Origin of the sequence: Methanoculleus marisnigri JR1 (assembly GCF_000015825.1) — an archaeon.
GTDB classification, from domain to species: Archaea; Halobacteriota; Methanomicrobia; order Methanomicrobiales; family Methanoculleaceae; genus Methanoculleus; species Methanoculleus marisnigri.
This window is the reverse complement of record NC_009051.1, coordinates 66,358-90,141: the sequence shown is the minus strand read 5'-3', so window position 1 is coordinate 90,141 and position 23,784 is coordinate 66,358. Positions and strand designations below refer to the sequence as shown.

Genomic DNA, 23,784 nt, shown 5'->3' with positions numbered 1-23,784 from the left:
GGTTGTTTAGTTCGCATTTACCTAACTGTTTTGCCGGCCAAAAAAATCATCCGACCTTCTTCAGGATCTCCACCAGGAGATCCACTTCGTTCTCATCGAGCGTCCGCACCACCCTCTCGATCATCCGGTTCAGTGCGTTCCGCTCGGCGTTTGCCAGCATTCGGCCCTTCTCGGTCAGCCGGATGTAGGTGACCCTCCCGTCGTCGGGGGACTTCTGGCGGTAGGCGCACTCCATCCGGACGAACCGATTAACCATCTCCGTCACGGTGGGTTTCGAGTTCCTGGTGATCTCGGCAAGACTGCTGAACGTCACGTCGCCGTGCTCATCGATCGTCTTCAGGTAGGTGACCTGCTTCACCGTCAAACGGCTGAGCCCGCATTCGGAGAAGATCTCGGAGGAGCATTCGTTCTTGATGGCGATCAGGCGATCAAACACTTCGAACAGGTGCTCGTGTCTTGCCGCCATGGTTGATACTGATTAGTTTGGTTTGACCTAACTATAAAGGTTGTGATGGCAGCCGGCACCGGGAGAGCATACAGGCTCTCGAAGGTTCAGATCCTCGTAGACCCGCCAAGAACCGCAAACCCCCCATCCGGGGTCTGCAAGATGTCCGTGACGATTTCCACCTCCGCCTCCGTGCCGGCACTGACCCGGACAATCTCACCCCGCTCGTCGCATTTCATCACGTGAATCGGCGACCCGAGATGGTTCCCCATGGTGTAACCGGCGCCCTCGGAACTCTCGAGGGCGGCACAGGCGTAACCGCCGCCGGAGGCCCGGACAACCGGGCAGGGCATATAAAACTCCGTTACGCTCACATCAGAGCCGTCCCGGGCGAGGGTTCGGTCGACCGTGACCGATCTTCCGGCGTCCTCTCCTTTCAGGGCCCGGCCGACCTTATAGAGCAGCTCCACGCTGCCGTCCGGCTTCTCTCGCACCGAATATACACGGTGAAGCATGACCCCGATAAACTCAGGGCCTTCCTCGAAGGTGCGGGTCCAGATGACGTTGCCCTCTCCATCGAGCCGCATCACCCAGAGCGGATGGCTATCCGTCGTCCCTGCAACGATGCATCCCCCGTCCGACGCCGAAGCGACCTCGAGAGCCCGTCCCCGTCCGAGATCCGGGTAGGTCTCTTCCCGGAGCAGCGACCCGGTATCGTTCACGACCGCCACCCAGACATCCCTCTCGTGCTTGCTCCCTGCAGCCACGATGCCTCCGTCCGGCAGACCGGAGATTCCAGGCACGGACCCCGAAACCCGGCTGCTCCAGACCGGTGTCCCGTCGCCGGCAACCCGGAATAGAGACCCGTCACCCGTCCCGGCGGTGAAACTGCCGTCAGGGTGGGAGGCAACTGCCTCAACGCCATACCGTGCCGGGAACGACCGGTTCCACTCGATCCGGCCGTCCTCCGCGATCTTGAGCAGCAGGGCGTGCTCATCGCTTCCCGGAGATTGTTTGACCGACCCTCCGACAAGCAGGCCGCCGTCCGAAACCGGCACGATGACGGTGCCGTATTCATCGCCCCCTCCATCAAAGACGGTGTGCCAGATCTCGGTACCGGCGGCGTCGGTTCGGGTGACGGAGAGAGCATGAGGGTCGGCGACAGCGTCGATCGAGAGGCACCCCGATACGGCAGTGAGGACGACGAGGGATAAAAGAGCAAGGGAGATCGCCCTTTTACGGGCTGCATGAGTTTTGCCGTCAACGAGCATGCATTTCAACCGATAGAATCGTTCTCTTCCAGATTCACCCGTCAAAACGTGATCCCCCTGGCCATTTTCCGGGTATTGTTACGTCGCTCGTCCATCTCCTCACCATCGCCCGGCCGGGTGGGCCCGTCTTCCGGGATCTATGCATGAGAACTCAACGTTCCTCTATAAACGATTTCTGTCACGATCGTCTACACGTCGAGCCGGATCCGTTCGTTTTGCTCCGGAAAATTCGCCGCAGTCAATCAGGGGCGTTCGCTGCGCCGGTCGACAGGAGAGTCTGGCAGGGGAGATCCGGGGCTGCGATCCATGCCTGCCGGCATCCCGAATCGCGGAGACAAGCGTCGGGTGCTGCTTTAAGCCCGGGTTCACGGGTGAATGAAGGACGCATTCTCCGGGGAGCAGTCGGGACCCCCCTTGACGAGCAAGTATGCCAGGAGGGGGGCGCCTCCTGTGTAGTCTGCCTCATGCCATTTCCTCCAGGATTTCGTCCACGGACAGCAGGGCGGAACGTGGAAAAAACCCAGATAACAGGATCCGCCCCGAATAAGGCGAATCAGACCCATGCCGCTACCGGCCGCCCGGAGAGCATTATAGGGCTATATGAAAATCAACGGGGACAATCTCGACTTCTTGACCGGAGATGACCTCGATTATGACCCCGGCGGTAGGACTGAGTTTTCTTACTGCGTTGTGCGGGGGATTCCCGTCGACCGAGACGGAGTAGAGATATTCCCCAATCTGGTCGGCCATCGCGGATGAGTGGACATGTGCGCCGCCAGCGAGCGTAAAGTTTTCCGAAGAGAGCAGCGTGTTATCCAGGGTGCCGTTAACGCCGGAGACCGACACATGAACCCGATGAGAAACGTTATCCTGGTTACTCACTAAAAAGGGTGAGGTGGGAGCAAACGGCAGAAGTTCCCCTTCCTGTGGAGAAAACGTTGAGATGACCAGCATACAGATTGCTGCTATCCCGACAACAGCAAGAACCACACCAATTGAGGTTTTTTTCATCACGACACTCCCGGGTTCACCGATATCCTGCAACGGTACCCTTCAGTTCATAAATTCTCCGGGCATTGTCGTGAGATGCATCCCCATGGTTCGTATCGGATGAGAATTCCAGCATCGCCTCATCGCCCATGAAAGGAGTCCAGATTGCGGTATATCTATCCCAGATGCCCCAATCCTTCCAGTGATAGGCTCTTGCATAACTAGGCGAACCGGTGGAGTCCTGATGCTTTCCTCCGAATACATGCCCGATTTCGTGAGCAGTATTAACACACCTTTGAGAGAACGTAGCCTGATAGGTGCTCCCGGCGTTAACCATCTGAACAACGGCATAGGCGTGACCAGATGAACCGGGGACATCATATGTGATCCCTATCGTATCGCCGTCGAGCTCTTTTCCGGTGAACAGCACTGCAATGTCACTATCCGAATAGTCACGGTCTGGCTTGATATTTTCCCCAAAAGCCTGGAGCAGATCATAGGGGTTTGTAGTAGAACCCAGTACTGTACCTATGTCGCAGAAGGCGTTAATCTGGAACCCTACACCGATGTCGGATGGAGAGAACGCTGAGCCCATCTGGGCGATCATATTTGCCATTTCATAATTGGGGCTTGGAAAGGCGTTCCGGAACTGCCAGTCGTGTGCGGTACAGAGTGTTACAGTAGTTACCGATCGAGGGTCGATCTGCGGATTCTGGGCTCGTAGCATTTTTTCACTCTCCTCCAGTTTTTCCACCTCCTCAAGAGAGACAGGAACCTGCAAGTCATATGCAAAGGGACTCTTAACATCAATTACGGTGCTACCATTGTAGATCGCATGCACAATTTTCCGGACCCCGCCAACCTCGGTTGTACCTACCTGATCAATGGTATACGAGTTGTTACCATGGCGGATTGTCCCGAGAATCACCCCATCACCCACTGTGAAGAAGGCATAACTCTCAGGATCCTCGGTCAACGTCCCCGAATAACACTGTATCCAAGGAAAATCGGCAGTAAATGTCCCGGATTCATTAACCACGATGCATTTGGCGTCTTCTGCTATGGGAGCAGGCACTTGTTTAAGATCAAGAAGATACTCCTTCCCAAGGATGTCCACTGCCACAGGTCTACCTGAACCGGCATCGACAGCGAAGAGAGAGGGATTAACAGTCACAAGTTCGTACTCCTGAGCAGGTGGGAGGTTGGTAAGGTGTACTTTACCCCCTTTGTCGGATAGTTGTATGCTGCTAAAGTACGCCGTCCCATCCCTACAGACGTCCTGAGCACTTACTGTAGACACCACGACCATGCTCACCAGCATCAGTGCCAAGAGCAAGGAGAACACCTGCATTCCAATTTTTCCATTCATGCATTTTTCCTCCAGTTTCTTTTCCCGGAGACCGGAGAGGCATACCTTCAAGTACGGGAAGAGCATACGTTCCCTTTGCCTCCGGGCATGCGGGATGTTCACCCATCCGATTCGTTACTGGCCGGGTGGACCTCCGCACCGTTGCAGGCGCCGCCTGCGACACCCACGGTTGAGAAATCAACGTTCTTCTATAAACGATTTCTGTCGAACCCCTCTACACGTTGAGGCAGTTCGATTCGTTTTGCTTCCGAAAACATCCCGCAGTCAACCGGAAACTCACACTGCGTCGACCGACAATAAACCCACGCGGCAAAGGAAAAATCGATACCGGATAATCGTGTCCCTGTCAAAGCCACCCATTTTGCAGGAGGGCCCAACACCAGCGCCCACCCTGCACGACAGGCCCTCTCCGCCATCGCATAGTCCAAGCCCTCCTGCTCCGGCACACATCGGACTATCAATCTATCTCCAACCAGAGAACGTGTAGAGAGGATCGACAGAAAACTTAAGTGAAGGTATTTGAGAAGTTCTCCTGTGATATAATGACATACAACCGCATCTTCGCACTGGTGCTTGCGCTGGTCCTGATGGTACCGCCGGTTTTTGCCGGAAGCAACGAATGTGCAACATCGCCCCGGAAGAGGACATCCCGGAAAATGACATGGGGATACGTGCAATTTACCTCATACAGCAGGGAGAGACACACTATCACAACACGTACGCACCTCCCGGTAGCTCAACGCTGTTTGTGAACCTGGACTGGTTCATTCCCCAGCAGTCGTTGACGCTGAAGATCATCTCACCGAGTGGAAGTACCTACGCCTACTATCACGACACCGATCTGGATGGCCATAAAGACGCACAGATCCGCACGTGGATCCCCTCGCCAAAGGCCGGAACGTGGCAGTTCCAGGTCTATGGAGAAATAGTACGGGGCACGCAGGATTATACTTTTGAAGCCACGGCGGAATGAATCACACCTTTTTTATATTCCCGGCCGCCTGATCTTTTTAATGCGGAATCAACTCCCTCTCGCGAGGACTGCTCTGCTCCTCCTCGTCCTCCTGCATATAATCGCCCCGGGGAGTGCTGCCGGCACCATATCAAGTGAGGGGGAGTTTCCGGAGACGATACCGGACGATCCGGCCCCGCTATATATCTGGAACGTGCCGCTCAAGCTGATCCTGCTCGACTTCGTCTTCATGACCGCACCCCTGCTCTTCCTCCCGGTGCAGTTCCTCATATCAGTAGCCGTATGGCTCGTTCTCGGTCAGAGGAGGATCTCCAGAAAGAACGTTCTCGAACACGACACCCGCCGTGCGGCATACCTCTGCATCCGGGAGAACCCCGGGATCAACCACGCTTCCCTCTCACACAGGCTGGGGGTTAACATTGGAACGCTCCGGTACCACCTTGCAACCCTCTGCGAGACCGGACAGATAGTAGCTGAGCGCGATCACGGCTTTTTGCGGTATTATGCGAACGGCAGGGCGGCCCGTGAGGGAGAGGGCTACCCCATCAACGGGACACGAAAGCAGATCCTCGATCTCCTCGCACGGAACCCAGGGATAGCGCGAAAAGAGGTCGCATCCGCGCTCGGGATCTCCGGCGCATCAGTGACCTGGCATACGGGGCTGCTCATCCGGGACGGTGCCATACGGAGCGAGAGGGACGGGAGGATGGTGCGCTATTTCCCCAGGCGGGATATCGTATTCCGGGCAGACAGGAGCGCAGACCCAACCGGTTAGGTCACCCGGGGGCGGTTTGGGCTGCGGTTCTCGACGCTCACCTACCCGTAGACTACGGACTCGGCTGCCGCGAGATCCTGCCGGGTGAACGCAATAAGAACCTCTTCTGGAGGTGGCGGGGATCCCGGGCTCCGGTGGGGTGTGATCGTGATGGTGTACCAGCGCACGTCCGGGCCGAACGTCACCTCTTTCACCGGGCGGAACGCCCCGTCCGAGACCTCGTAGAGCCTTCCCCGGGTCTCGTTGTAGTGGTCCCCGTACGCGTTCACGCTCACAAGAAGCCTCATACCCCGGTCCCGGAAGGGAATATCCTCCAGGGCGATAGCGTCGACCTCCCGCAAGAGTTCGAGGGGGTGCACCCCCTGCACGGAAAAATTGAACTTCTGCGATTTGGCCGATACTGTTCCGCCCGGCCCCACATACGCCTCGTAGCCGTGCTGTTCGCCGTTCTTATCGCCGTAGAAGTAGAGCCATATCACCCGAATCGCGCCGTCCCCGGCGATGTTGGTCTCCAGTCGCAGCAGTCTCGCCGACTCGTTCTCGACGCCGGTGCTCTCGACGGCGATCTCCCAGAGGTCCAGGACGGCCGGGTTGTAGGCCGGGGACTCAAGATGGGTGATATTCTCGATACGGGTGACGTCCGGGGCCTCCGGTAAGATGGAGAAGTGCATGCAGGCGTAGACAGCTATTACTCCGACGATAACGGCAAGGATCGGTCGTCTCATGGTAGTTCCGGGCCGATGGAACCGGCGTGGTTAAAGTCAGTATGGGACCGGCCGACCTTGAAATTTCCGAAAAGTGACCGGTGCAGAGTATCGTCGGTTTACCACGGCCACTGGTCGGATCCACTCCTCTCACGCCCCGACGTGTAGAGGAATGTGAGAGAAAAGGTATATGCAGTAACGATCCAGTCTCAAGACGGCAACACCCGTGGAAGTGCATCTGAGTAACCCTTGCCCGTTCCGGGCGACGGAAAAACCTCGGTTATCGCTTAAGGGGCGATACCATGTATCATCACGGCCCTGCGGTACTCTTGCGACCACGGACGGAGAACGAGCATGGAGATAGATGTATGTGCACTGACCGGTGAGAGCAGATGACGGCGGAACGGGTCTTCACCGTGGCCCAAAAAGAGTTCACCGACCAGATCACGGGCTGGCGATTCCTGGTGATCCTCGCCCTGTTCCTCGCCATCGCTCTGGTGGGAACCTACAGCGGGGTCGGGAGTTACGAGAGAGACCTGGATAGATACTCCCAGCAACTGGCCGCGATGGACGACCGGCTCGACGGGCCGGAGCGGATGATGCCCGTAAAACCACCGGTCGAGGGCGTCTACTCCTCGATGCTCCGAAGCTGATCTCTCACGGAGGGCTTCTCACGCTTGCACTGACCATCCTATTCCGTCGCCTCTTTGCCGTCGCACATGTGGCTTATGCGGATAGATACCCGATGACAGATAGACGCGCGTTTTCGCTTCCCGGGAGGTGCTGCATCGAGGTAGGCCGGTTATTCCGTCGGGATTCGGTGTCCGGGGAAGGTATGCAGGATTCTCATCGGAGTATATACACATACCCGCGACCCGGGGATCAAGGCATATTTTCACTGGAAATCGGCCATACTGTCAGGAGATAGAACAACGAGGGTGTATCAGGAGAATGCGACGGCCAGAGTACAGCCGCGACAGTTCGATGTTTGTCACAGAAAAGGTATATGGGAGAACGCTGACGCCTTGATCGGTGACACCGCGTACGGTGTCCCGCGGGGGCCGGGAAGCTCGATTGGTCTCGTATCCCGGCTCCCACAGCGTGCCCGGAGGGCCAATAGGGCTGTTGGCTGCCATCAGGGATAGCCATTGTGGTCTAGCGTTCCTCCGGGCATCGTTTCGAAGACTGGAGGAACACACATGACACAGGAAAAAAGATCACTCAATCGGGCCGATACTCAAATTCCTGCCGCCAACCAGCACATCCGCCGGGATGGGGATTGCCACTCGTCGGCAGGCGCGTATCTGCCCTTCATGATCGGGTATTACCGCCACGGGCTTTCGGACTGCGGGGGAGGTATGGGCCCGTGGGGCAGTGCCGATTGCCTGCCGAACGTGGTGATACGGTATGCCCGGACCCGGACATGCCTCGCGCATCTCCAGACACTGGCGGGCTGCTACTGGATGGAGAGAGACGGCTGCCCCGAGCACTGCTACATCGAGGGGACCTTCAACCTGGATTTCTACATGGTGTCGCTCATAAACAACTCCCGGGGGTTTGGTCATGCGATCTGTGCCGAGTTCTTAGGCGGCGATATGCAGACGTTCTCCCGCTGGAAGTTTTACCAGTTTGACAACCTGGATATCTGGCCCGGGAACTGGCAGATGCCCTACGGGACGGAAACAGAAGATACGAAGGTGAAGATCTACGAGATAACAGGCATCTTTAATTGCGGTCTCCCAGACCACGATTTAGTGCCTTTGGTGACGTTTCTGATCAAGGAAAACGGGGATGTAACCAAGGGTTGAGGGAGGAGGAATAAATGACAAAAACGACCCTGCGGATCGTCATCGCACTTGCAATCATCTGTTGCACGGGAGCGATGATCGTGACAGTGCACCTTCCGGACGGTTATCCCCATCCGGAGGTCGGGAACGCGACACCGGAAGGATCGCCATTAGGGTCAGACCTGCCCGGCGGTATAAGCCGGAATGCAACGCCAAATGAGGTACCTGATGAAATGCAGGAGGTTAGGAACATGACACCGGAAAGATTATCGCAGGGACTATATGTGTATCCGTTCGTGAGGCAAGCGCTAGAAGAGGCAAATATGACGCCGGAGGTGTTGCCGGAAGAGCTGACAGAGGAGATTGAACAACTGCAACGAAGTTATGAAGACAGAAAATTCGGTATAAGCAGATGGGAGTTTGACTCAGAGAACAAACTGGCCATCATCTATGCGTACTCCATACTGGACGAAAAGAAGGTGAAGGCCATTCAAGGCAGGCAGGCTGGCGGCTGGACATTCAAGGTCATCCATGATCTCGATTATGAGAATGAGCGTAAGCAGGCCGCGGCCGAACTGATGCAATTCCAGAACGATCATCCTGAATTGGAGATATCGGGTTTTATTATAACATCACCCGCCCATGTGGAAATGTGGGTGCGCAACCGTACACCCGAAAACGAGGCATTGAACGGCACCGTGATGTACGGTAGGACGATTGAGTTAATTGGAGGCGCACCAAGGGAAGAACTAATGATGCGGGAGGAACTGAAAAGGAACGAACCTGCATCGAGGGAACCGGAGGCGCTTTGAGGCGCAGAGCGAAAGCCGGAATTCGGGTGGTCGACACCAGGCTCCGTGGGGGGAGGGAGCCTGTTATTGTTAGCGCATGAATCAAGAGCGCCGCAACCCGTCACCCGCTGCAGGTAGCCGCTGACGGCTTATCCTGAGCACTCACCCCCCCGGGGCAGCCCTTGAAGATCCGGGCTTCCTCTGCAGCATAAAACGACCTTGCCGCTCGTTTTCCGCAAGACGGCGGCGGACGTGTAAAGGAGTTTGAGAGAAAAGGTAAATAGAGTTCCATCCCAGTCTCTAGATGACAATGCCCGGACGGCGTTTCCGGGCCCAAAAAAAGCCGACGGTGTTGATGGACGGAACCGGTACGGTTCTGCACGATCATGGAGGGCAAAGGTATGACAACGAAATCGACGGCAACGGGGAAGGCACAGATGCAGGTACATCAACATGCAAAAAACCCGGCGACGGGCAGGGAGACCTTCCGGATACCGGTTTCCCGGAGGGTCGCATGACGGCGGAACGGGTCTTCACCGTGGCCCAAAAAGAGTTCACCGACCAGATCACGGGCTGGCGATTCCTGGTGATCCTCGCCCTCTTCCTCGCCATCGCTCTGGTGGGAACCTACAGCGGGGTCGTGAGCTACGAGAGAGAACTGGATAGATACTCCCAGCAACTGGCCGCGATGGATAACCAGAATGACGGATCGGCCGGGATGATGCCCGCAAAACCCCCGGTCGAGGGCGTTTACTCCTCAATGTTCCTCACGCTGGTCTCCTACGGGGGCCTCCTTGCCATCGCCGTCGGGTCCGGCCTGGTCTCCGGGGAGAAGGAGTCCCGGTCGCTCAAAAGCCTGCTCTCCCATCCGGTCTACCGCGACGAGATCATCAACGGCAAGGCGCTCGGGGGCGTCGCGCTGCTTGCCCTCGTCGTCGGGAGTGTGCTCGCTATCTCCACCGCGCTCCTCCTCGTCTTCTCGATCGTGCCCGCCCCCGGCGATCTCTGGATGATCCTGACCTATGCCGGCGTTATCCTCCTCTTCCTCATCACGTTCTTCTCCATCGCGCTCGCCCTCTCCACCCTCTGCCGGGAGAGCGGCAGCGCCCTGCTCCTCTCGGTGGTCGTCTTCATCCTCCTCGTCTTCCTGGCTCCCTACGCCACCACGCATATCGGGATGGCGCTCATGACGGAGGAGCCCGATCCGGCGGCATACGGCGGGGATATCTCGTCGGAAGAATTCCAGGCAGCGATCACGGCGTATTACGGTCAGTTTGACCTGATCCAGAGCATCGGAAACCTCGCATCACCGCAGATGGCGACCAACGCCCTCATCCAGGGGATCGGCAACGCCCCGACATCGGGGGCGACCCTTGAGGATACGCTCGGCAAGATATGGTCGAGCGTTGTGGCGCTGATCCTCTACCCCACCGTCTTCTTCGCCGTCGCGTACACGCGGTTCATGCGGATGGACATCCGGTGACCACGCCCGGGAGGGAGCGGGACCGAGTATGGAGCCCCGGCACTCCCGGTGCCAGCCGGGACCCTCTCCGGTTCCGTGGGCCGTGCAGGATGTATCCAGCCTTCCGCTTTCCGAAGAAGACAGCGAACATGTAGAGAGAAGTGAGAGAAAAGGTAAATATTCCAACGTAGAGGTAGCAGTGCGGATGCCGGCATCAGGCATTCGCATAAAGTTGCGGGGCCACACATCTGCAGTTCACGACAGGATGATGCACCCCGCATGCCCGGAGGCGAAAAGAAGGTTATTATTACCTCTACTTATAGGTACGTCCTTTCCCCCTCCGGCACCGTAACAAGGAGGAAACAGAAGATGAAAACAAGAAACGGATCTATCACGGCCTGGGCGGTGCTGGCATTGGTTGTACTGGCTTCCGTCGGTGCGGTTTCCGCAGCCCAGGCTCAAAGTCAGGAGAGCATTGAAGTCGGAACCGAGGATACCGGCGACATCGGAATTCTGGCCGTAGAAGAACTGGGAGTCATGTATACAGACGGCGACGCCGATACGGCAAGCGTGACGACGTACGGACCCATAACCGTTCCGCCCGGGTACAACACCTTCAAAGCGAAGTACTACAACTCCAATGACGAAGACAACGACGGGCAGGGAGCACTCTACCGTCTGACGGTCTACGATGCTCAGGGTATGGCGCACACTAAACAAATAAAGGTGGACTGGGCGACCAGCGGGACAATCGAAGTGAGTTTTGATTCGCGGGGCACTGGTGATGCCTACTACGAACTCTGGTGCGAGACGCACGATTGGCTCGACACAACGAAAGCAACGGACATAGGCACCGGGGACCTCGACTATGTCTGAAGGGGGTGCATCCCCTAGGAATGCACCTATTTTTTGAAACGGTGATCCGATTGAGCGAAAAAGTAATGTGCAGCATCATCCTGACGCTGGGCCTTGCCATCCTCCTCGGGTACGGGCTCGTATCGTATGCCGCGGAGGACATCGTCGTGAACGCCACCACCTCCGGCGGCAAGATCCTCTTTCAGGATAACGACTCCCACGGCGTCTATCTCCTCGGCAGGGCCTGGGCTGATTTCGGAAGCAACGCAACGTTCTCAAACGTGACCCCTTCGATCGAGACGGGGACGGGAAGAAGCGTCTTTCTTGTCACATGCGACAACGCCCGAGGAAATGAACTCAGCAGGACCCGGACGGCCGTCTTCACCCTGACGGTCTGGAACCCTGCAGGGGTGCCCCACAGCACCACCCGGGAATTCCGGGGGATCTGCTCCGAAACGCTGAGCGTAGATTGCACTCCGTTTGAACCCGGAGAGGGGCGGTTCGAGGTCACAACGACCATCCGCGAGAGGCAGCTGAACCTCCCGGCGGTCTTCGGCCGCTGATACCCGCGACTTCCAGGCCACCCATTGATAAACAGCGAACTTTGCCCGTCGGGACGAATCGGATGGCCGTGGGACTATGTGTCCCGGCCCCCACATAGTGTCAGAGCGATAACGGGCACTGGCTGCTCCTCTTCAACCGACTGAGACCCGACGTGTAGACAATCATGACAGAGAACATTTATAGGGTGACGTTGACCACTCATCGATTAATACCGGAACCCAGGCCCGGCAAACGGCGGGGCGGGTGAGTACCGTCGTCCGGGAGAAGAGAACATGTCGACAGAGACGCCCTCAGAAACCACCTTCACCGGCCCCCGCCGGGTCTTTCAGCGCCTCAATGAAAAGTCGTTACGCGACGATCTCGTATTCTATTTCGCGATCGTCGCAGTCGCATCGGTTCTCTTCATGGTGCTACCCCTCCTTACGGGAGAGGCAGCGGAGATTGACGGTCTGCACCGGATCTGGTTTATCGCGGCAGGCACCCTTATCACCCTGACACAGGGCCTGATAACCGGGGCCGTCGCCCTCCTCGCCGGTCAGCCTCGTCGAACACTTCTTCCTGCTCTTCGTCGACGTCCACCGCGAGTTCGAGAAGACGATGAAATCGGCGGTCTATGCTCTCGCGCCGCTCATCCTCTTCTCCTGGGCGGTCCTCCTGGGGGTTCCGTTTGCCGGCCTGCTCCTCCTCGCCTGGTTCTGCCTCTCGACCTACTTCGGCGTATGGATATTCCACGAGAAGTCGAAGGACCGGGCCGTCTTCGTCGCTCTGGCAACCGGTGTGGTCCTCGCGTACTACCTCCATCGCGCGGTGGGAATCGTATAACCGGTGGCGATCACGAACTGCAACTACCTGTCGCTCCTGTGGAAACTGCTCCTCGTCCTTGCCGTAGTCGTCCTCGCGGTCAACTTCTATCAGGATATAATCCTGCACGGCCGGCCCGGCGCCCTTGCCCGGTACCTGTTTTTCATCCTGCTGTTTGGCAGTATTATCGTGCAGATCGTGAGCACCCGGTGCCGGGAGAAGCAGCCGGGCTGACCGTTGTGCCGTGAAGGAAGAGCCGCATCGAGATATCCCTTTTACCGCCTTTCCGGGAACGAAACGGATTGAAGCGCCCCGACGTGTAGACGATCGTGACAGAAATCGTTTATAGAGGGACGTCGACATTTCCCGCAGATTTACAGGACACGGGAGCCGAACCGTGTCGAGAACGGTGCAGATATGTCAGGTAAGATCGTCGCCTCGCTCCCCCGGAGCCGGTTCTCGCCGGCCATCCCCCCGCTCGCTGCGGTCGTCGCATGCGTGATCTGGGCGGGTACTGCGAGAACCGCCTCCGGGATCATCGGACCGGCGCCACCGTTCGTCCTCCCCGTCTTCGTTCTCGTGATGGTCACCCTTGCGGTCGCGGGAGCCGCGACGCCGCTTCCGCTTATCTCGGGCGCCGTCCCGGTCAGGAGAGCGCGGCAGGCGATGCTCGTCGCCGTTGCAGCCTCCGTTCCGTTCGTCTTCGCCCTCCTGATAAACCCGGGCCAGTGGGAACGGGGCGACGCCCTTCCGCTCGTCGCGGACAGCGTGCCGGTATTCGGGTGGCTCCTCGACGGCATCATGACCGTCCTGCCCCTCACCGCGGGCACCCCCGTGTATAGCCTGCTCTTCTCCGCCTTCGGGGTCTTCGGGTTCTACCTCGAGTGCGTGCTGGTCGCCACGGTCATCTACGCCGTTCTCCGCCTGACCGCCGCCCCCGCCCCGGGGCTCCGGGAAGAGAGACACACCGAGGAGGAGGGGTGAAAAACGGCGCCGGAGAGAACCTCGATCGCACTCGCACTCACCGCGGCCTACTTCATCGCCGTTCCCGTGGTCGGGCTATACGCCCGGTTCGCCGCCCCGCCCGGCCGGTCCGCGTACCTGACTTTAGGGCTCTCGCCGGTGCTCCTTCTCTTCTGCATCCTCTCCCTTGCGGGAGCGGTGCTCTTCGCCGTCGCCGTGCGGGAGGAAGGGGGCAGGTGGTGGGCCGCGATACCCCTCGCGGTGCTCCTCCTCGCCCTCGCCGTCTTCGGACCGGTGCACCAGTCCTCCGGGGCGAGCCTGCTCGCGACCGTCCTCCTCGCTCCGGGGGTCCTGATCCTGCTCGGGGCGCTCCCGCTCGAGAAGGGATCGACGGCATGGTTCGGGGCGATCGAGGCGGGGTTCATCAGTCTCCCCGGCCTGCTCTGGGCATACGGCCTCTTCCTCGCCCCACCGCTCCCGGAGAATATCATAATCCACTCGCCGTCGCTCTACGAATTCGCCGGGGCGGCTTACGTCTACGCCGGGCTCGGGCTCCTCGGCGTCCTGCTCCTCGTCCTCGCCCGGCAGCGGAGTGCGGCGCAGCATCAATAGAAAAACCCCTTCCGGAGCCCCACGGCCGGGATGCATGTAGAGAGGTATTTGAGGGCGGCGGCTCCATACTCCCTGAACAGCAATGGTCCCGTGGGAACTCGTATTCGCCATCATACCCGGCCTCATCCTCTTCTTCTACGGGATAGAGAACTTCTCGCGGGAGATTCTCGCGGTCGCGAAAGGCAGTTTCGCAAACCTCCTGGGGCGGCTGACGTCGCGGCCGGTCATCGGCGCACTCATCGGCGCCGTCGTCACCGCCCTCGTCCAGTCGAGCGCGGCGACCACGATCATCACCATCGGGCTCGTCAACGCCGGGACGCTCTCGTTCCTCCAGAGCCTCGGGATCATCATCGGCTCGAACATCGGGACGACCGTCACCGCCCAGCTCGTCGCCTTCAAGATGACCGCTCTCGGGCAGGTGCTGATCCCGGCCGGGTTTCTCGTCGGGATCTTCGGGCGGCGCTACCGGTTCCTGGGTAAACCCCTCTTCTACTTCGGCCTGGTCCTCTTCAGTCTGAACCTCATCTCCACGGGGCTTACCCCGTTCCAGAACGATCCCGAGATCATCGCGCTCGTTACCGAGTACTCGGCCCTCCCGCTCGCCGTCCTGATCGGGTTCCTCTTCACCGCCGCGGTGCAGTCGAGCTCCGTCACCACCGGCCTCGTCGTCGTCCTCGCCCAGCAGGGGCTGCTCACCCTCCCGCAGGCGATCCCCATCCTGCTCGGCGCAAACATCGGTTCGACCACGACGACCCTGATCGCCTCCGCCCGGATGAACCTCTACTCCCGGCGGGCGGCGGCGGCCCACTTCATCTTCAACCTCGGCGGGGTGCTCCTGATTCTGCCCTTCCTCGTACCGTTCGCCGACATCGTGACGGCGATCGGCGGGACCGAGGCGCAGATGGTGGCAAACGCCCACCTCATCTTCAACCTGATCGCGGCGGCGGTCTTCCTCCTCTTCATCGGGCGGTTTGGGCAGGTCGTGGAGCGGGCGGTGCCCGGGAGCGAGCCCGAGATCCTGATGCGGACGCGCCACCTCGAGGAGGGCATCCCCGACGACACGCAAGCAGGGTTCGAGGTGATCCGAAAGGAACTGCGGCACGCCCACGAGGTCACGCTCGACCTCTTCCGGGCGGCGATGACCTACCTCGCCACCTCAAAGGAGGCGGACTACCAGATGGTCGAGCGGCTCAAGAGCCTGAACAACTACCTCGATGCGAGGATCGAGCAGGCGCTCCGGGCGATCTCGAAGAGGCAGCTCTCTGACGGGGAAGCGACCGAGGTGGTCTTCCTGGTGCGGATGTCAAACGAGATCGAGCGGCTCGGCGACCTCGGGGCGGACCTCGGGGAGTTCTTCCGCAGGATGTCGGGGAACGGGAACGGCGCCCCCGCCGTCCTGGTGAAGAAGACGGACGGCGTCTACCGGATCCTGGACGAGAACATCGTCGGGCTCGGGCTCCTCTTCCCGAAGATCCTGAACGCGACCGTCGCGGAACTCCGCGGCCGGGACGTCGAACTCCAGCACGCCATCAACGAGCGCTACCGCGAACAGCTCGTGAGCCTCAAAAGAGAGGGTGCGTTCGCGGACAGCCGCTACCTCGAAGTCCTCTCGATCATCGAGGCGGCGAACGCCAAAGTGCGGGACCTCCGCAAACTTGCCGAGCAGTACTCGCGCGAGAAGACGGCCGGGACACCGTCAGTTGGTCTGGACGACCCGCTTTCGCTGCGCAATCCGGTAGCCGGAGACGACCTGGAGAGAGTCCCCGACCTCCCGGTCGAGCATCGGGTCCCCCGAGTCGACGTAGAGGAGGGGAGTTGCGGCGAGCTTCCCCGGCGTGGCGACCACGATCAGGTTCCGTAGCCCGGCCTTCCGGATCACCGCGGGGCTGATCTGCTGGTTCCCCCTCCCGAGGACGAACCCCTGGGCGCCGATGGGGCTCGCGACGATCTTCGCCCGCGGGTAGGTATCGAGGAGGGCGAGCAGCGTCCGCTCGTCGGCATTGCAGGCAAGGACCTCCCCGTTCCTGACGGCGTCGACCCCGAGGAGCGTGGGGAGAAGCCCGAGCCGCTCCATGATCCGCGCCGTCGTGCTCCCGGCGCCGATGATATAGAGGGTGTCCGGGATCATGATCTCGGCGATGAACGCCGCGATGTCGTCCTTCGCCCGCTCCTCGTCCTGCTGCTCGAAGACCTGCTTGCCGCCCTGCGTCCGCTCCGCGACGTAGGGGACGCACGCGTAGCCATAAAGCCGGGCGGTAAGCCGCCCCGAGCGGTAGGCCTCCTCGTCGACGTCCATCACCTCGGAGTCCCGGCAGGGGACCGCCCCCGCCCGGCGGATGAGGTCGGCCGCCGCCGCCGGGTTGACCGCGAAGACCGCCGAGTACATCTTCACCCCGGCGGGGATGCCGAGGATAGGCACCTCCCGCCCCACTGCGTCGAAGACGTCCTTAGCCGTCCCGTCCCCGCCGCAGAATACGACGAGATCCACCCCGGCCGCAAGGAACGCCCGGGACGCGGCCTTCGTGTCGGCCGCACCCGTCGGGACGGCGGGCCGGTAGAGGACGGTGTAATGGTCGATCCCCGCCGCCGCGAGGACGTCTTCGCCCATCGGCGCCGAGCAGGTGCACCATGCGATATCCTGACCCCGGAGGGCGGAGAGGGCCTGCACCGCCCGGTCGGCAGAGTGTGGGACGGCGCCGCGCCGGAGGGCTTCGGCCGCCTGCCCGTCCGTCCCCGCGAGCCCCACGGCGCCGCCCATCCCGGCGACGGGGTTGACCAGGAACCCGACGGTCTTTTTCATCACCCTACTCTGTAGAAAACTTTCTGTCAGAGATCATACCCCCGTTTTCGCGTCAATTGGTTACCACCCGGGTTTGGATGAAGCAGTGCTCCAGGATCAGCCAGCTCCCGTTGTTTCACGCGAAGCCGCGAAGAACGCGAAGGAGACTATCAGTACCCACCAGACTTCGCGGCTTCGCGACTTCGCGTGAGATTTCATCACTACGGAACCCACCTCTCTATTCTTGCCCATCAGGGTATATCAGGTTCGGGGTCGGGGACGAGCCCGCGCCGGAGGGCGGCTATCGCCGCCCGGAGGGCATCCTGCATCCCGGCCTCGTCGCCCGCGTGCTCCTCGATCAGCCGGACGAGCGCGCTCCCCACGATGACGCCGTTCGCGCCGGCGGCGACGACGGTCCGGACGTGTTCCGGGCGCGAGACCCCGAACCCGACGGCGAGAGGAAGACCGGTCTTCTCCCGCACCGCGCCGACCAGCCCGGCGATACCGGGGGGGAGGCGGTCGCGCTCGCCGGTCACCCCCTCGAGCGAGATCAGGTAGACGAACCCGGATGCTCCGGAAAGGATCGCATGCTGCCGCTCCGGCGACGTCGTCGGGGCGATGAGGGCGATCCGGTCGATGCCGTATCGGGCGGCGCAGGGCGCGACCTCGCCCGACTCCTCGACGGGGAGGTCGACGATGAGAACGCCGTCCGCGCCGGCGGCCGCGGCCTCCGAAAAGAACCGGTCCGGCCCCCGGCGGTGGATGATGTTATGGTAGGTGAAGAGGACGAGGGGGAGCGCCGGCGCGTGCTCCCGGATGCGCCGGACAAGGGCGAAGACGTCGTCCGTGGTCGTCCCCGCCCGGAGGGCACGGACGTGCGCCCGTTCGATCACGGGACCGTCCGCCACCGGATCGGAGTAGGGGATCGCGATCTCGAGGAGGTCCACGCCCGCTTCGATCATCGCCTTCGCCACCCGGAGCGAAGCCTCGATGCCGGGGTCTCCGGCAACGGTGAACCCGATGAAGGCCGGGCTCCGGGCAAAGAGGGCGTCGATCCGGCTCATGCAACGCCCCCGTGAAGGTTCGCGACGTCGGCAACATCCTTGTCCCCCCTCCCCGAGAGGTTGACGACGAGGATGCCGTCCTTATCGAGATCGTCCGCCGCCCGGAGAGCGTAGGCGACCGCGTGGGCGGACTCGAGCGCCGGGATGATCCCCTCGGTGCGGGAGAGACGGCGGAAGGCGTGGAGCGCCTCTGCGTCGGTGACCGCCTCGTAGCGGACCCGCCCGGAGTCCTTCAGCATGGCGTGCTCCGGCCCGACCGAGGGGTGGTCGAGGCCCGCGGCGACGGAGTGCGTCTCGAGCGCCTGGCCGTCGCCGTCCTGGAGAAGGTAGGAGAGCGCCCCCTGAAAGACCCCGACCGAACCGGCAGAGAGCGAAGCGCCGTGACGGCCGGAATCGAGCCCCTCGCCTCCCGCTTCCACGCCGACCAGTGCAACGTCGTCGCCGACGAACGGGTAGAAGATGCCGATCGCGTTCGAACCCCCGCCGACGCAGGCGACGACGGTGTCGGGGAGCCGCCCTTCCCGTTCAAGGATCTGCCTTCTCGTCTCCTCGCCGATCACCGACTGAAAGTCGCGGACGATCCGGGGGAAGGGGTGCGGGCCGACGCAGGAGCCGAGCAGGTAGTGGGTCTCCCGGAGGTTCGCCACCCAGTCGCGCATCGCCGCGTTGATGGCGTCCTTCAATGTCCGCGTCCCGGAGGCGACCGGGACGACCCGGGCGCCGAGGAGTTCCATCCGAAAGACATTCAATGCCTGGCGCCGGGTATCCACCTCGCCCATGTAGACCTCGACGGGCAGACCGAGCGCCGCGCCCGCGATCGCCGTCGCAACGCCGTGCTGCCCGGCGCCCGTCTCGGCGATCAGCCGGCGCTTGCCCATGAACTTCGCCATGAGTGCCTGGCCGAGGGTGTTGTTCAGCTTGTGCGCACCGCCGTGGAGGAGATCCTCACGTTTCAGGTAAACCCGGCAGCCGAGGTCACGGGAGAGGTTCCCGCAGTAGGTGAGCGGCGTCTCCCGCCCGGCGTACTCGCGGAGGTACCAGGAGAGCCGGCGGGAGAATCCCGGGTCCTCGCGGATTCGCCCATAGGTCTCCTCCAGCTCGATCAGCGCGCTCATCAGGGTCTCGGGCACGTACTGCCCGCCGTATACTCCGTATCGTCCTGCTTTCATGGATTGTCCATCATCCTGCATATCTTCACGAACGCCCGCACGAGGCGCTCGTCCTTGATCCCCGGCGCCGCCTCGACGCCCGAACAGACGTCGACCGCATACGGCCGAACCGCAAGGATCGCCTCTGCAACGTTGCCGGGGGTGAGCCCTCCCGCGAGGATGACCGGCACCGGGGAGGCGGCCACGCACTCACGGGCATACCCGGGGTTGAACGTCCGCCCGGTGCCGTGGCTGTTATCGACGATCACCGCGTCGCAGTCGTCCCGGAGAGCGTCGCCGGGCGCAAGCATCCGGATGACCCGCACCCCCGCATCGCGGGGCACCTCCAGATCGCCCGCAACCTGCACAACGTCCGGCCGCGAGGAGAGGATCGCCGCGAGGTCTTCGGGCCGGTCGGTCGAGGTGACCGCGACTCTGGTCACGAACGCCGAAACCGCCGCAAATATCTCGCTGGCCGCTTCAGGGGTCACCGACCGGGGGGAGGGGCTCGCGAGCACCACGCCGATCGCGTCGGCTCCGGCCGCCACGGCGAGGAGTGCGTCGCGAACGCTCGTCGTCCCGCAGATCTTCACGCGAATACGAACCCCTCCAGTCGTTTGCGCCGGTCGCGGGCCGACATCAGGGCGGACCCGATCAGGAACGCGTCGCAGTGCCGGGAGAGGCTCCGCACGTCGTAGGGCCACATGATGCCGCTCTCCGAGACCACAACCCTCCCCGCATCGCGTGCCGCCCCCGCCAGGCGGACGGTCGTCGAGAGATCGATCGTCATCGTCGCGAGGTTACGGTTGTTGATCCCGATGAGGGTCGCATTCGTCGCAAGAGCACGCTCCATCTCGTCCCTATCGTGAACCTCGACGAGCGGCTCGAGCCCGAGCGCGAGCGCCGAATCAACGAACGCGGGGAGGCGGTTCCCGAGCACCCGGGCGATCAGGAGGACGGCGTCGGCGCCGAGCGCCCGGGTCTCGCCGAGCTGGCGTTCGTCGACGATGAAGTCTTTGCGGAGAACCGGGACAGAGACCGCACGCCGCACCCTGGCGAGGTTCTCGATACTCCCCGAAAAGTAGGTGGGTTCGGTCAGCACCGAGAGGCCGGCGGCCCCGGCGGCGACGAACTCCCGGGCGATCGCCTCAGGCGTGCAGCCTTCGTGGATCCTCCCCCGCGACGGGGAGGCGTACTTCACCTCGGCGATGACCGCGTGCCTCTCGGAAGAGGTGCGTATCGCCGCTGCGAGGCTCCGGCGGGGCAGGGGATCGGGATCGACGACCGATTGATCGAGATCCCGGAGGCGCTCGCGGGTCGACCTGACGATATCGTCGAGGATCATGCCGCTCCTCCGGTCGCCTCGACCAGGCGGCGGAGCCGGTCGAGCGCCGCCCCCGAGTCGAGCGACGCCTCGGCATGGGCAATGCCCCCGGCGATGCCGTCGGCCTTCCCGCCGAGGTAGATCGCCGCCCCGGCGTTGAGGAGGACGATATCCCGGGCGGGGCCCTCCTCGCCCGCGAGGACGGCGAGAAGGGTTGCGGCGTTCTCTTCCGGCCCGCCTCCCCTGAGGGCGGCGACGGATGAACGCGGGACCCCGAACTCCGTGCAGTCGAGTGTATACGTCGTTACCTCGCCGCCCCGGAGTTCCGCGACCGTCGTCGGCCCGGCCGTCGCGATCTCGTCGAGCCCCGCGCCGTGGACCACCATCGCCCGCTCCGCCCCGAGGTCGCCGAGCACCCGGGCGACCGGAAGGGTCAGGCAGGGGTCGTAGACGCCAAGCAGATGGGCTCCCGCACCCGCCGGGTTCGTCAGGGGGCCGAGGAGGTTGAAGACCGTCCGTATCCCGATCTCCTGGCGGGCAATGCGGGCGTACTGCATCGCCGGGTGGTAGGCCGGGGCGAAGAGAAACGCGATCCCGGCGGCCGCAAGAACCTCCCCGACCCGGTCGGGCGGGATCGCGACGGAGACCCCGAGCGCCTCGAGGACATCGGCCGAGCCGCACCGGCTCGAAACCCCGCGGTTCCCGTGCTTCACGACGGGGACGCCGGCCCCGGCCGCGACGAAGGCGGCCGCGGTGCTGATGTTGAACGTCCCCGCGCCGTCGCCCCCGGTCCCGCAGGTATCCACCCGCGCCCCGGGGGCCGGGAGGGCGACCGGGACGGCCGCCGCCCGCATCGCCCGGGCAAACGCCGCGATCTCCGCTACGGTCTCCCCCTTCATCCGCAGAGCCGTGAGGAATCCGCCGATCTGGGCGGGTGTCGCCGCGCCGTGCATGATCTCCGCCATCACCCCTCCAGCCTCGGCCGGGGTGAGATCCGTGCCCGAGGAGACCCGGGCGATCGCCTCGCGAATCATGCCGCACCTCCCGGGCCGAAGAGGAAGTTTGCCACCAATCGGGCCCCCTCGGGGGTGAGGATGCTCTCCGGGTGGAACTGCACCCCCTCGATCGGGAACTCCCGGTGCCGGACGCCCATGATCGCCCCGTCGTCGCTCGTGGCGGTCACCGCGAGGCAGTCAGGGACGGATGCCGGGTCGATGACGAGCGAGTGGTAGCGGGTCGCGACGAGGGGATCGGGCACGCCTGCGTAGATCCCCGCACCGTCGTGCCGGACGAGCGACCGCTTCCCGTGCATCAGCCGATCCGCCCGGGCGATCCTGGCGCCGAAGACAAGGCCGATCGCCTGGTGGCCGAGGCAGACCCCGAGCGTCAGGACGGTGCGGCTGATCGAGTCGAGAACCTCCCGGTAGAGAGCGGAGTCCCGGGGATGCCCCGGGCCGGGCGAGAGGACGACGCGATCGAACGATTCGGACCGTAGCCGCTCAAACGGCGTATCGCTCTTCACCACGACCGGCTCCGCCCCGAGCACCCCGATCTGCTGACAGAGGTTGAAGGTGAAACTGTCGTAGCTGTCGATGACGAGCACCCGCATCACTCCACCTCCGCGCTGAGCGCCGCAAGCATCGCCCGCCCTTTGTTCTCGGTCTCGATCCACTCCCGGCCCGGGTCGGAGTCGGCCACGATCCCCGCCCCCACCTGGACGGAGGCGACGCCGTCCTGCACCAGAACCGTCCGTATGGCTATCGCAAGGTCCATCGTGCCGGAAAAACCGATGTAGCCGACGGCCCCGGCGTAGATCCCGCGCCGGAGCCCCTCCGCCTCCCCGATGATCTGCATCGCCCGGACCTTCGGGGCTCCCGAGACGGTTCCCGCCGGGAAACAGGAGCGGAGTGCATCGAACCGGTCGCACCCCTCCCGGAGTGTCCCCGTGACCGTCGAGACGATGTGCTGGACGTGGGAGAACCGCTCGACGGTCATGAAGTCCTTCACCGAGACGCTCCCGAAGGCGGAGACCGCCCCGACGTCGTTTCTCGCGAGGTCGACGAGCATGACGTGCTCGGCCCGCTCCTTCTCGTCGGCGAGGAGTTCGGCCGCGAGCTGCCTGTCTTCCGCCGGGGTTCGCCCCCGCGGCCGGGTGCCGGCGATCGGAACGGTCGTCACCCGGCCGTCCTCCACCCGGACGAGCATCTCGGGGCTGCTCCCGGCGACCGCCAGGTCGCCGAAGTCCAGGTAGTACATGTAGGGGCTCGGGTTTGTTGCCCGGAGCCGCCGGTAGACGGCGAACGGATCGCCTTCGATGCAGCAGGCGAGCCTCCGGGAGAGGACGGCCTGGAAGATATCTCCCGCCGCGATATGCTCTTTGATCCGGAGAACCGCGTCCGAAAACTCGTCCGGGGTGCAGGACGACGCCGGGGCGCCGGACCTGCACGGCTCGTCCGGAGACGATGAGGAGAAGGCGCAAATCCGGGCTATCTGTTTGGCGATCGCCGCCCGGGCCCGGGAAAATTCCGCCTCCGCGTCGGTCCCGCCGGTGACGAGCAGGTTCGCGACGACCGCGAGCCGTTCTCTGCGGTGGTCGAGGGCCAGACACTCTCGCGCCAGCATGAACCGGGCGACGGGTTCTTCGGCCCCCTCCGGTCCGGGAACCGGGTAGAGAGAGGAGACGAGGTCGTAGGCGAAGTAGCCGGCAAGCCCGCCGGAAAACCTCTCGAGCCGCGAGGGAGCGACCCGGAACCCGCCCATGAACGATCGAACGGCGTCGAGAGGGTCGGCGGCCTCGATGCCGGCGGCAACCTCGCGGATACGCGGATCGCCGGAGACCGTCAGCGTGCCGTCGGAGGCCACGGCAACGGTTGCGGCAGGGACGGTGCAGATGAACGAGTAACGGGCGGCCTTCTCGCTCCCCTCGAGCGACTCGAGCAGGAACCCGGACCCTTCGCGGAGGGAGGCATAGAGGTCGGCCGGCGATGCCGCGGGGAGCGGGATCTCTACAAAAACAGGGACAACAAGAGGCCGGCCGGCCGCATCCGCCGCGGCAACGGCCTCGTCGTATCCCGGGGTCGTGTTCAGCTCTCTTGGAGCGCTGCCCA

General features: G+C 62.5%; 25 protein-coding genes and 1 pseudogene. 13 read left to right on the top strand and 13 right to left on the bottom strand.

The annotated features are described in order from the left end of the window. Window positions 1-46: 46 nt before the first annotated feature. The 4 genes from MEMAR_RS00475 to MEMAR_RS00460 all read right to left on the bottom strand — a co-directional run bounded on the left by MEMAR_RS00475 (window position 47) and on the right by MEMAR_RS00460 (window position 4,141). On the bottom strand, window positions 47-466 hold the full coding sequence (locus MEMAR_RS00475) for a MarR family winged helix-turn-helix transcriptional regulator (protein WP_011842952.1): 420 nt from the start codon (window positions 464-466) through the stop codon (window positions 47-49). An 86-nt stretch (window positions 467-552) separates the two neighbouring features. Then, window positions 553-1,716, bottom strand: coding sequence for a PQQ-binding-like beta-propeller repeat protein (locus MEMAR_RS00470; RefSeq protein WP_011842951.1), 1,164 nt, complete (start codon window positions 1,714-1,716; stop codon window positions 553-555). Between the two features lie 588 nt (window positions 1,717-2,304). Next, a complete protein-coding gene (locus tag MEMAR_RS00465) occupies window positions 2,305-2,727 on the bottom strand; it encodes a hypothetical protein (protein ID WP_048063701.1) in 423 nt (140 codons plus the stop codon). Between the two features lie 16 nt (window positions 2,728-2,743). Then, the gene (locus MEMAR_RS00460; protein WP_011842949.1) at window positions 2,744-4,141 is read right to left on the bottom strand and encodes a M12 family metallo-peptidase; all 1,398 of its coding nucleotides are present in this window, start codon (window positions 4,139-4,141) and stop codon (window positions 2,744-2,746) included. A gap of 553 nt (window positions 4,142-4,694) precedes the next feature. Between MEMAR_RS00460 and MEMAR_RS00455 the strand changes: the two genes are divergently transcribed. Then, a complete protein-coding gene (locus MEMAR_RS00455; protein WP_011842948.1) occupies window positions 4,695-5,048 on the top strand; it encodes a hypothetical protein in 354 nt (117 codons plus the stop codon). Window positions 5,049-5,088: 40 nt separating this feature from the next. Next, a complete protein-coding gene (locus MEMAR_RS00450) occupies window positions 5,089-5,823 on the top strand; it encodes a winged helix-turn-helix transcriptional regulator (protein ID WP_011842947.1) in 735 nt (244 codons plus the stop codon). Between the two features lie 41 nt (window positions 5,824-5,864). Here MEMAR_RS00450 and MEMAR_RS00445 read toward each other — a convergent pair whose 3' ends face one another. Next, window positions 5,865-6,548: a hypothetical protein gene (locus tag MEMAR_RS00445; protein ID WP_011842946.1), complete on the bottom strand. Its 684-nt coding sequence runs from the start codon at window positions 6,546-6,548 to the stop codon at window positions 5,865-5,867. A gap of 371 nt (window positions 6,549-6,919) precedes the next feature. Here MEMAR_RS00445 and MEMAR_RS00440 point away from each other — a divergent pair, with 371 nt between their 5' ends. The 11 genes and pseudogenes from MEMAR_RS00440 to MEMAR_RS13265 all read left to right on the top strand — a co-directional run. Further along, window positions 6,920-7,180, top strand: a complete 261-nt coding sequence (locus tag MEMAR_RS00440) for a hypothetical protein (protein ID WP_011842945.1) — start codon at window positions 6,920-6,922, stop codon at window positions 7,178-7,180. Between the two features lie 546 nt (window positions 7,181-7,726). After that, window positions 7,727-8,335 (top strand): hypothetical protein, encoded by a 609-nt coding sequence (locus MEMAR_RS00435; RefSeq protein ID WP_011842944.1) that lies wholly within the window; start codon window positions 7,727-7,729, stop codon window positions 8,333-8,335. A 14-nt stretch (window positions 8,336-8,349) separates the two neighbouring features. Beyond that, on the top strand, window positions 8,350-9,126 hold the full coding sequence (locus MEMAR_RS00430) for a hypothetical protein (RefSeq protein WP_011842943.1): 777 nt from the start codon (window positions 8,350-8,352) through the stop codon (window positions 9,124-9,126). Window positions 9,127-9,619: 493 nt separating this feature from the next. Further along, window positions 9,620-10,588: an ABC transporter permease gene (locus MEMAR_RS00425; RefSeq protein ID WP_011842942.1), complete on the top strand. Its 969-nt coding sequence runs from the start codon at window positions 9,620-9,622 to the stop codon at window positions 10,586-10,588. A gap of 258 nt (window positions 10,589-10,846) precedes the next feature. Beyond that, window positions 10,847-11,443, top strand: coding sequence for a hypothetical protein (locus tag MEMAR_RS00420; RefSeq protein WP_048063700.1), 597 nt, complete (start codon window positions 10,847-10,849; stop codon window positions 11,441-11,443). A 41-nt stretch (window positions 11,444-11,484) separates the two neighbouring features. Next, entirely contained in the window at window positions 11,485-11,985 is a 501-nt protein-coding gene (locus MEMAR_RS00415; RefSeq protein ID WP_224732779.1) for a hypothetical protein, read from the top strand. A 559-nt stretch (window positions 11,986-12,544) separates the two neighbouring features. Beyond that, the gene (locus MEMAR_RS00410) at window positions 12,545-12,808 is read left to right on the top strand and encodes a YIP1 family protein (RefSeq protein ID WP_222702457.1); all 264 of its coding nucleotides are present in this window, start codon (window positions 12,545-12,547) and stop codon (window positions 12,806-12,808) included. Between the two features lie 3 nt (window positions 12,809-12,811). Next, window positions 12,812-13,021 carry a hypothetical protein gene (locus MEMAR_RS00405; protein ID WP_011842938.1) on the top strand — a complete coding sequence of 70 codons (210 nt, stop codon included), beginning with the start codon at window positions 12,812-12,814 and terminating at the stop codon, window positions 13,019-13,021. A gap of 183 nt (window positions 13,022-13,204) precedes the next feature. Then, window positions 13,205-13,771 carry a hypothetical protein gene (locus tag MEMAR_RS00400; protein WP_011842937.1) on the top strand — a complete coding sequence of 189 codons (567 nt, stop codon included), beginning with the start codon at window positions 13,205-13,207 and terminating at the stop codon, window positions 13,769-13,771. A gap of 66 nt (window positions 13,772-13,837) precedes the next feature. Beyond that, a complete protein-coding gene (locus tag MEMAR_RS00395) occupies window positions 13,838-14,362 on the top strand; it encodes a hypothetical protein (protein WP_011842936.1) in 525 nt (174 codons plus the stop codon). Between the two features lie 82 nt (window positions 14,363-14,444). Continuing rightward, window positions 14,445-15,335: pseudogene (locus tag MEMAR_RS13265) on the top strand (Na/Pi cotransporter family protein); the annotation flags it as partial. Window positions 15,336-16,058: 723 nt separating this feature from the next. Here MEMAR_RS13265 and MEMAR_RS00385 read toward each other — a convergent pair. From MEMAR_RS00385 to MEMAR_RS00350, 8 genes are all read right to left on the bottom strand, one after another. Next, on the bottom strand, window positions 16,059-17,162 hold the full coding sequence (locus MEMAR_RS00385) for an ATP-NAD kinase family protein (RefSeq protein ID WP_011842934.1): 1,104 nt from the start codon (window positions 17,160-17,162) through the stop codon (window positions 16,059-16,061). A 230-nt stretch (window positions 17,163-17,392) separates the two neighbouring features. Next, entirely contained in the window at window positions 17,393-18,205 is an 813-nt protein-coding gene (trpA, locus tag MEMAR_RS00380) for a tryptophan synthase subunit alpha (protein WP_011842933.1), read from the bottom strand. Continuing rightward, complete coding sequence (gene trpB / locus MEMAR_RS00375) at window positions 18,202-19,374, bottom strand: tryptophan synthase subunit beta (protein WP_011842932.1); 1,173 nt, start codon at window positions 19,372-19,374, stop codon at window positions 18,202-18,204. Before trpB ends, trpA begins: the two co-directional genes overlap by 4 nt. Then, window positions 19,371-19,946: a phosphoribosylanthranilate isomerase gene (locus MEMAR_RS00370; protein ID WP_011842931.1), complete on the bottom strand. Its 576-nt coding sequence runs from the start codon at window positions 19,944-19,946 to the stop codon at window positions 19,371-19,373. The genes trpB and MEMAR_RS00370 overlap by 4 nt, the downstream gene beginning before the upstream one ends. Continuing rightward, window positions 19,943-20,698, bottom strand: coding sequence for an indole-3-glycerol-phosphate synthase (locus MEMAR_RS00365; RefSeq protein WP_011842930.1), 756 nt, complete (start codon window positions 20,696-20,698; stop codon window positions 19,943-19,945). The genes MEMAR_RS00370 and MEMAR_RS00365 overlap by 4 nt, the downstream gene beginning before the upstream one ends. Further along, on the bottom strand, window positions 20,695-21,711 hold the full coding sequence (gene trpD / locus MEMAR_RS00360) for an anthranilate phosphoribosyltransferase (protein WP_011842929.1): 1,017 nt from the start codon (window positions 21,709-21,711) through the stop codon (window positions 20,695-20,697). Before trpD ends, MEMAR_RS00365 begins: the two co-directional genes overlap by 4 nt. Beyond that, the gene (locus tag MEMAR_RS00355; protein ID WP_011842928.1) at window positions 21,708-22,286 is read right to left on the bottom strand and encodes an anthranilate synthase component II; all 579 of its coding nucleotides are present in this window, start codon (window positions 22,284-22,286) and stop codon (window positions 21,708-21,710) included. The genes trpD and MEMAR_RS00355 overlap by 4 nt, the downstream gene beginning before the upstream one ends. Beyond that, window positions 22,286-23,764, bottom strand: coding sequence for an anthranilate synthase component I family protein (locus MEMAR_RS00350; protein ID WP_048063698.1), 1,479 nt, complete (start codon window positions 23,762-23,764; stop codon window positions 22,286-22,288). The genes MEMAR_RS00355 and MEMAR_RS00350 overlap by 1 nt, the downstream gene beginning before the upstream one ends. Window positions 23,765-23,784: the final 20 nt, after the last annotated feature.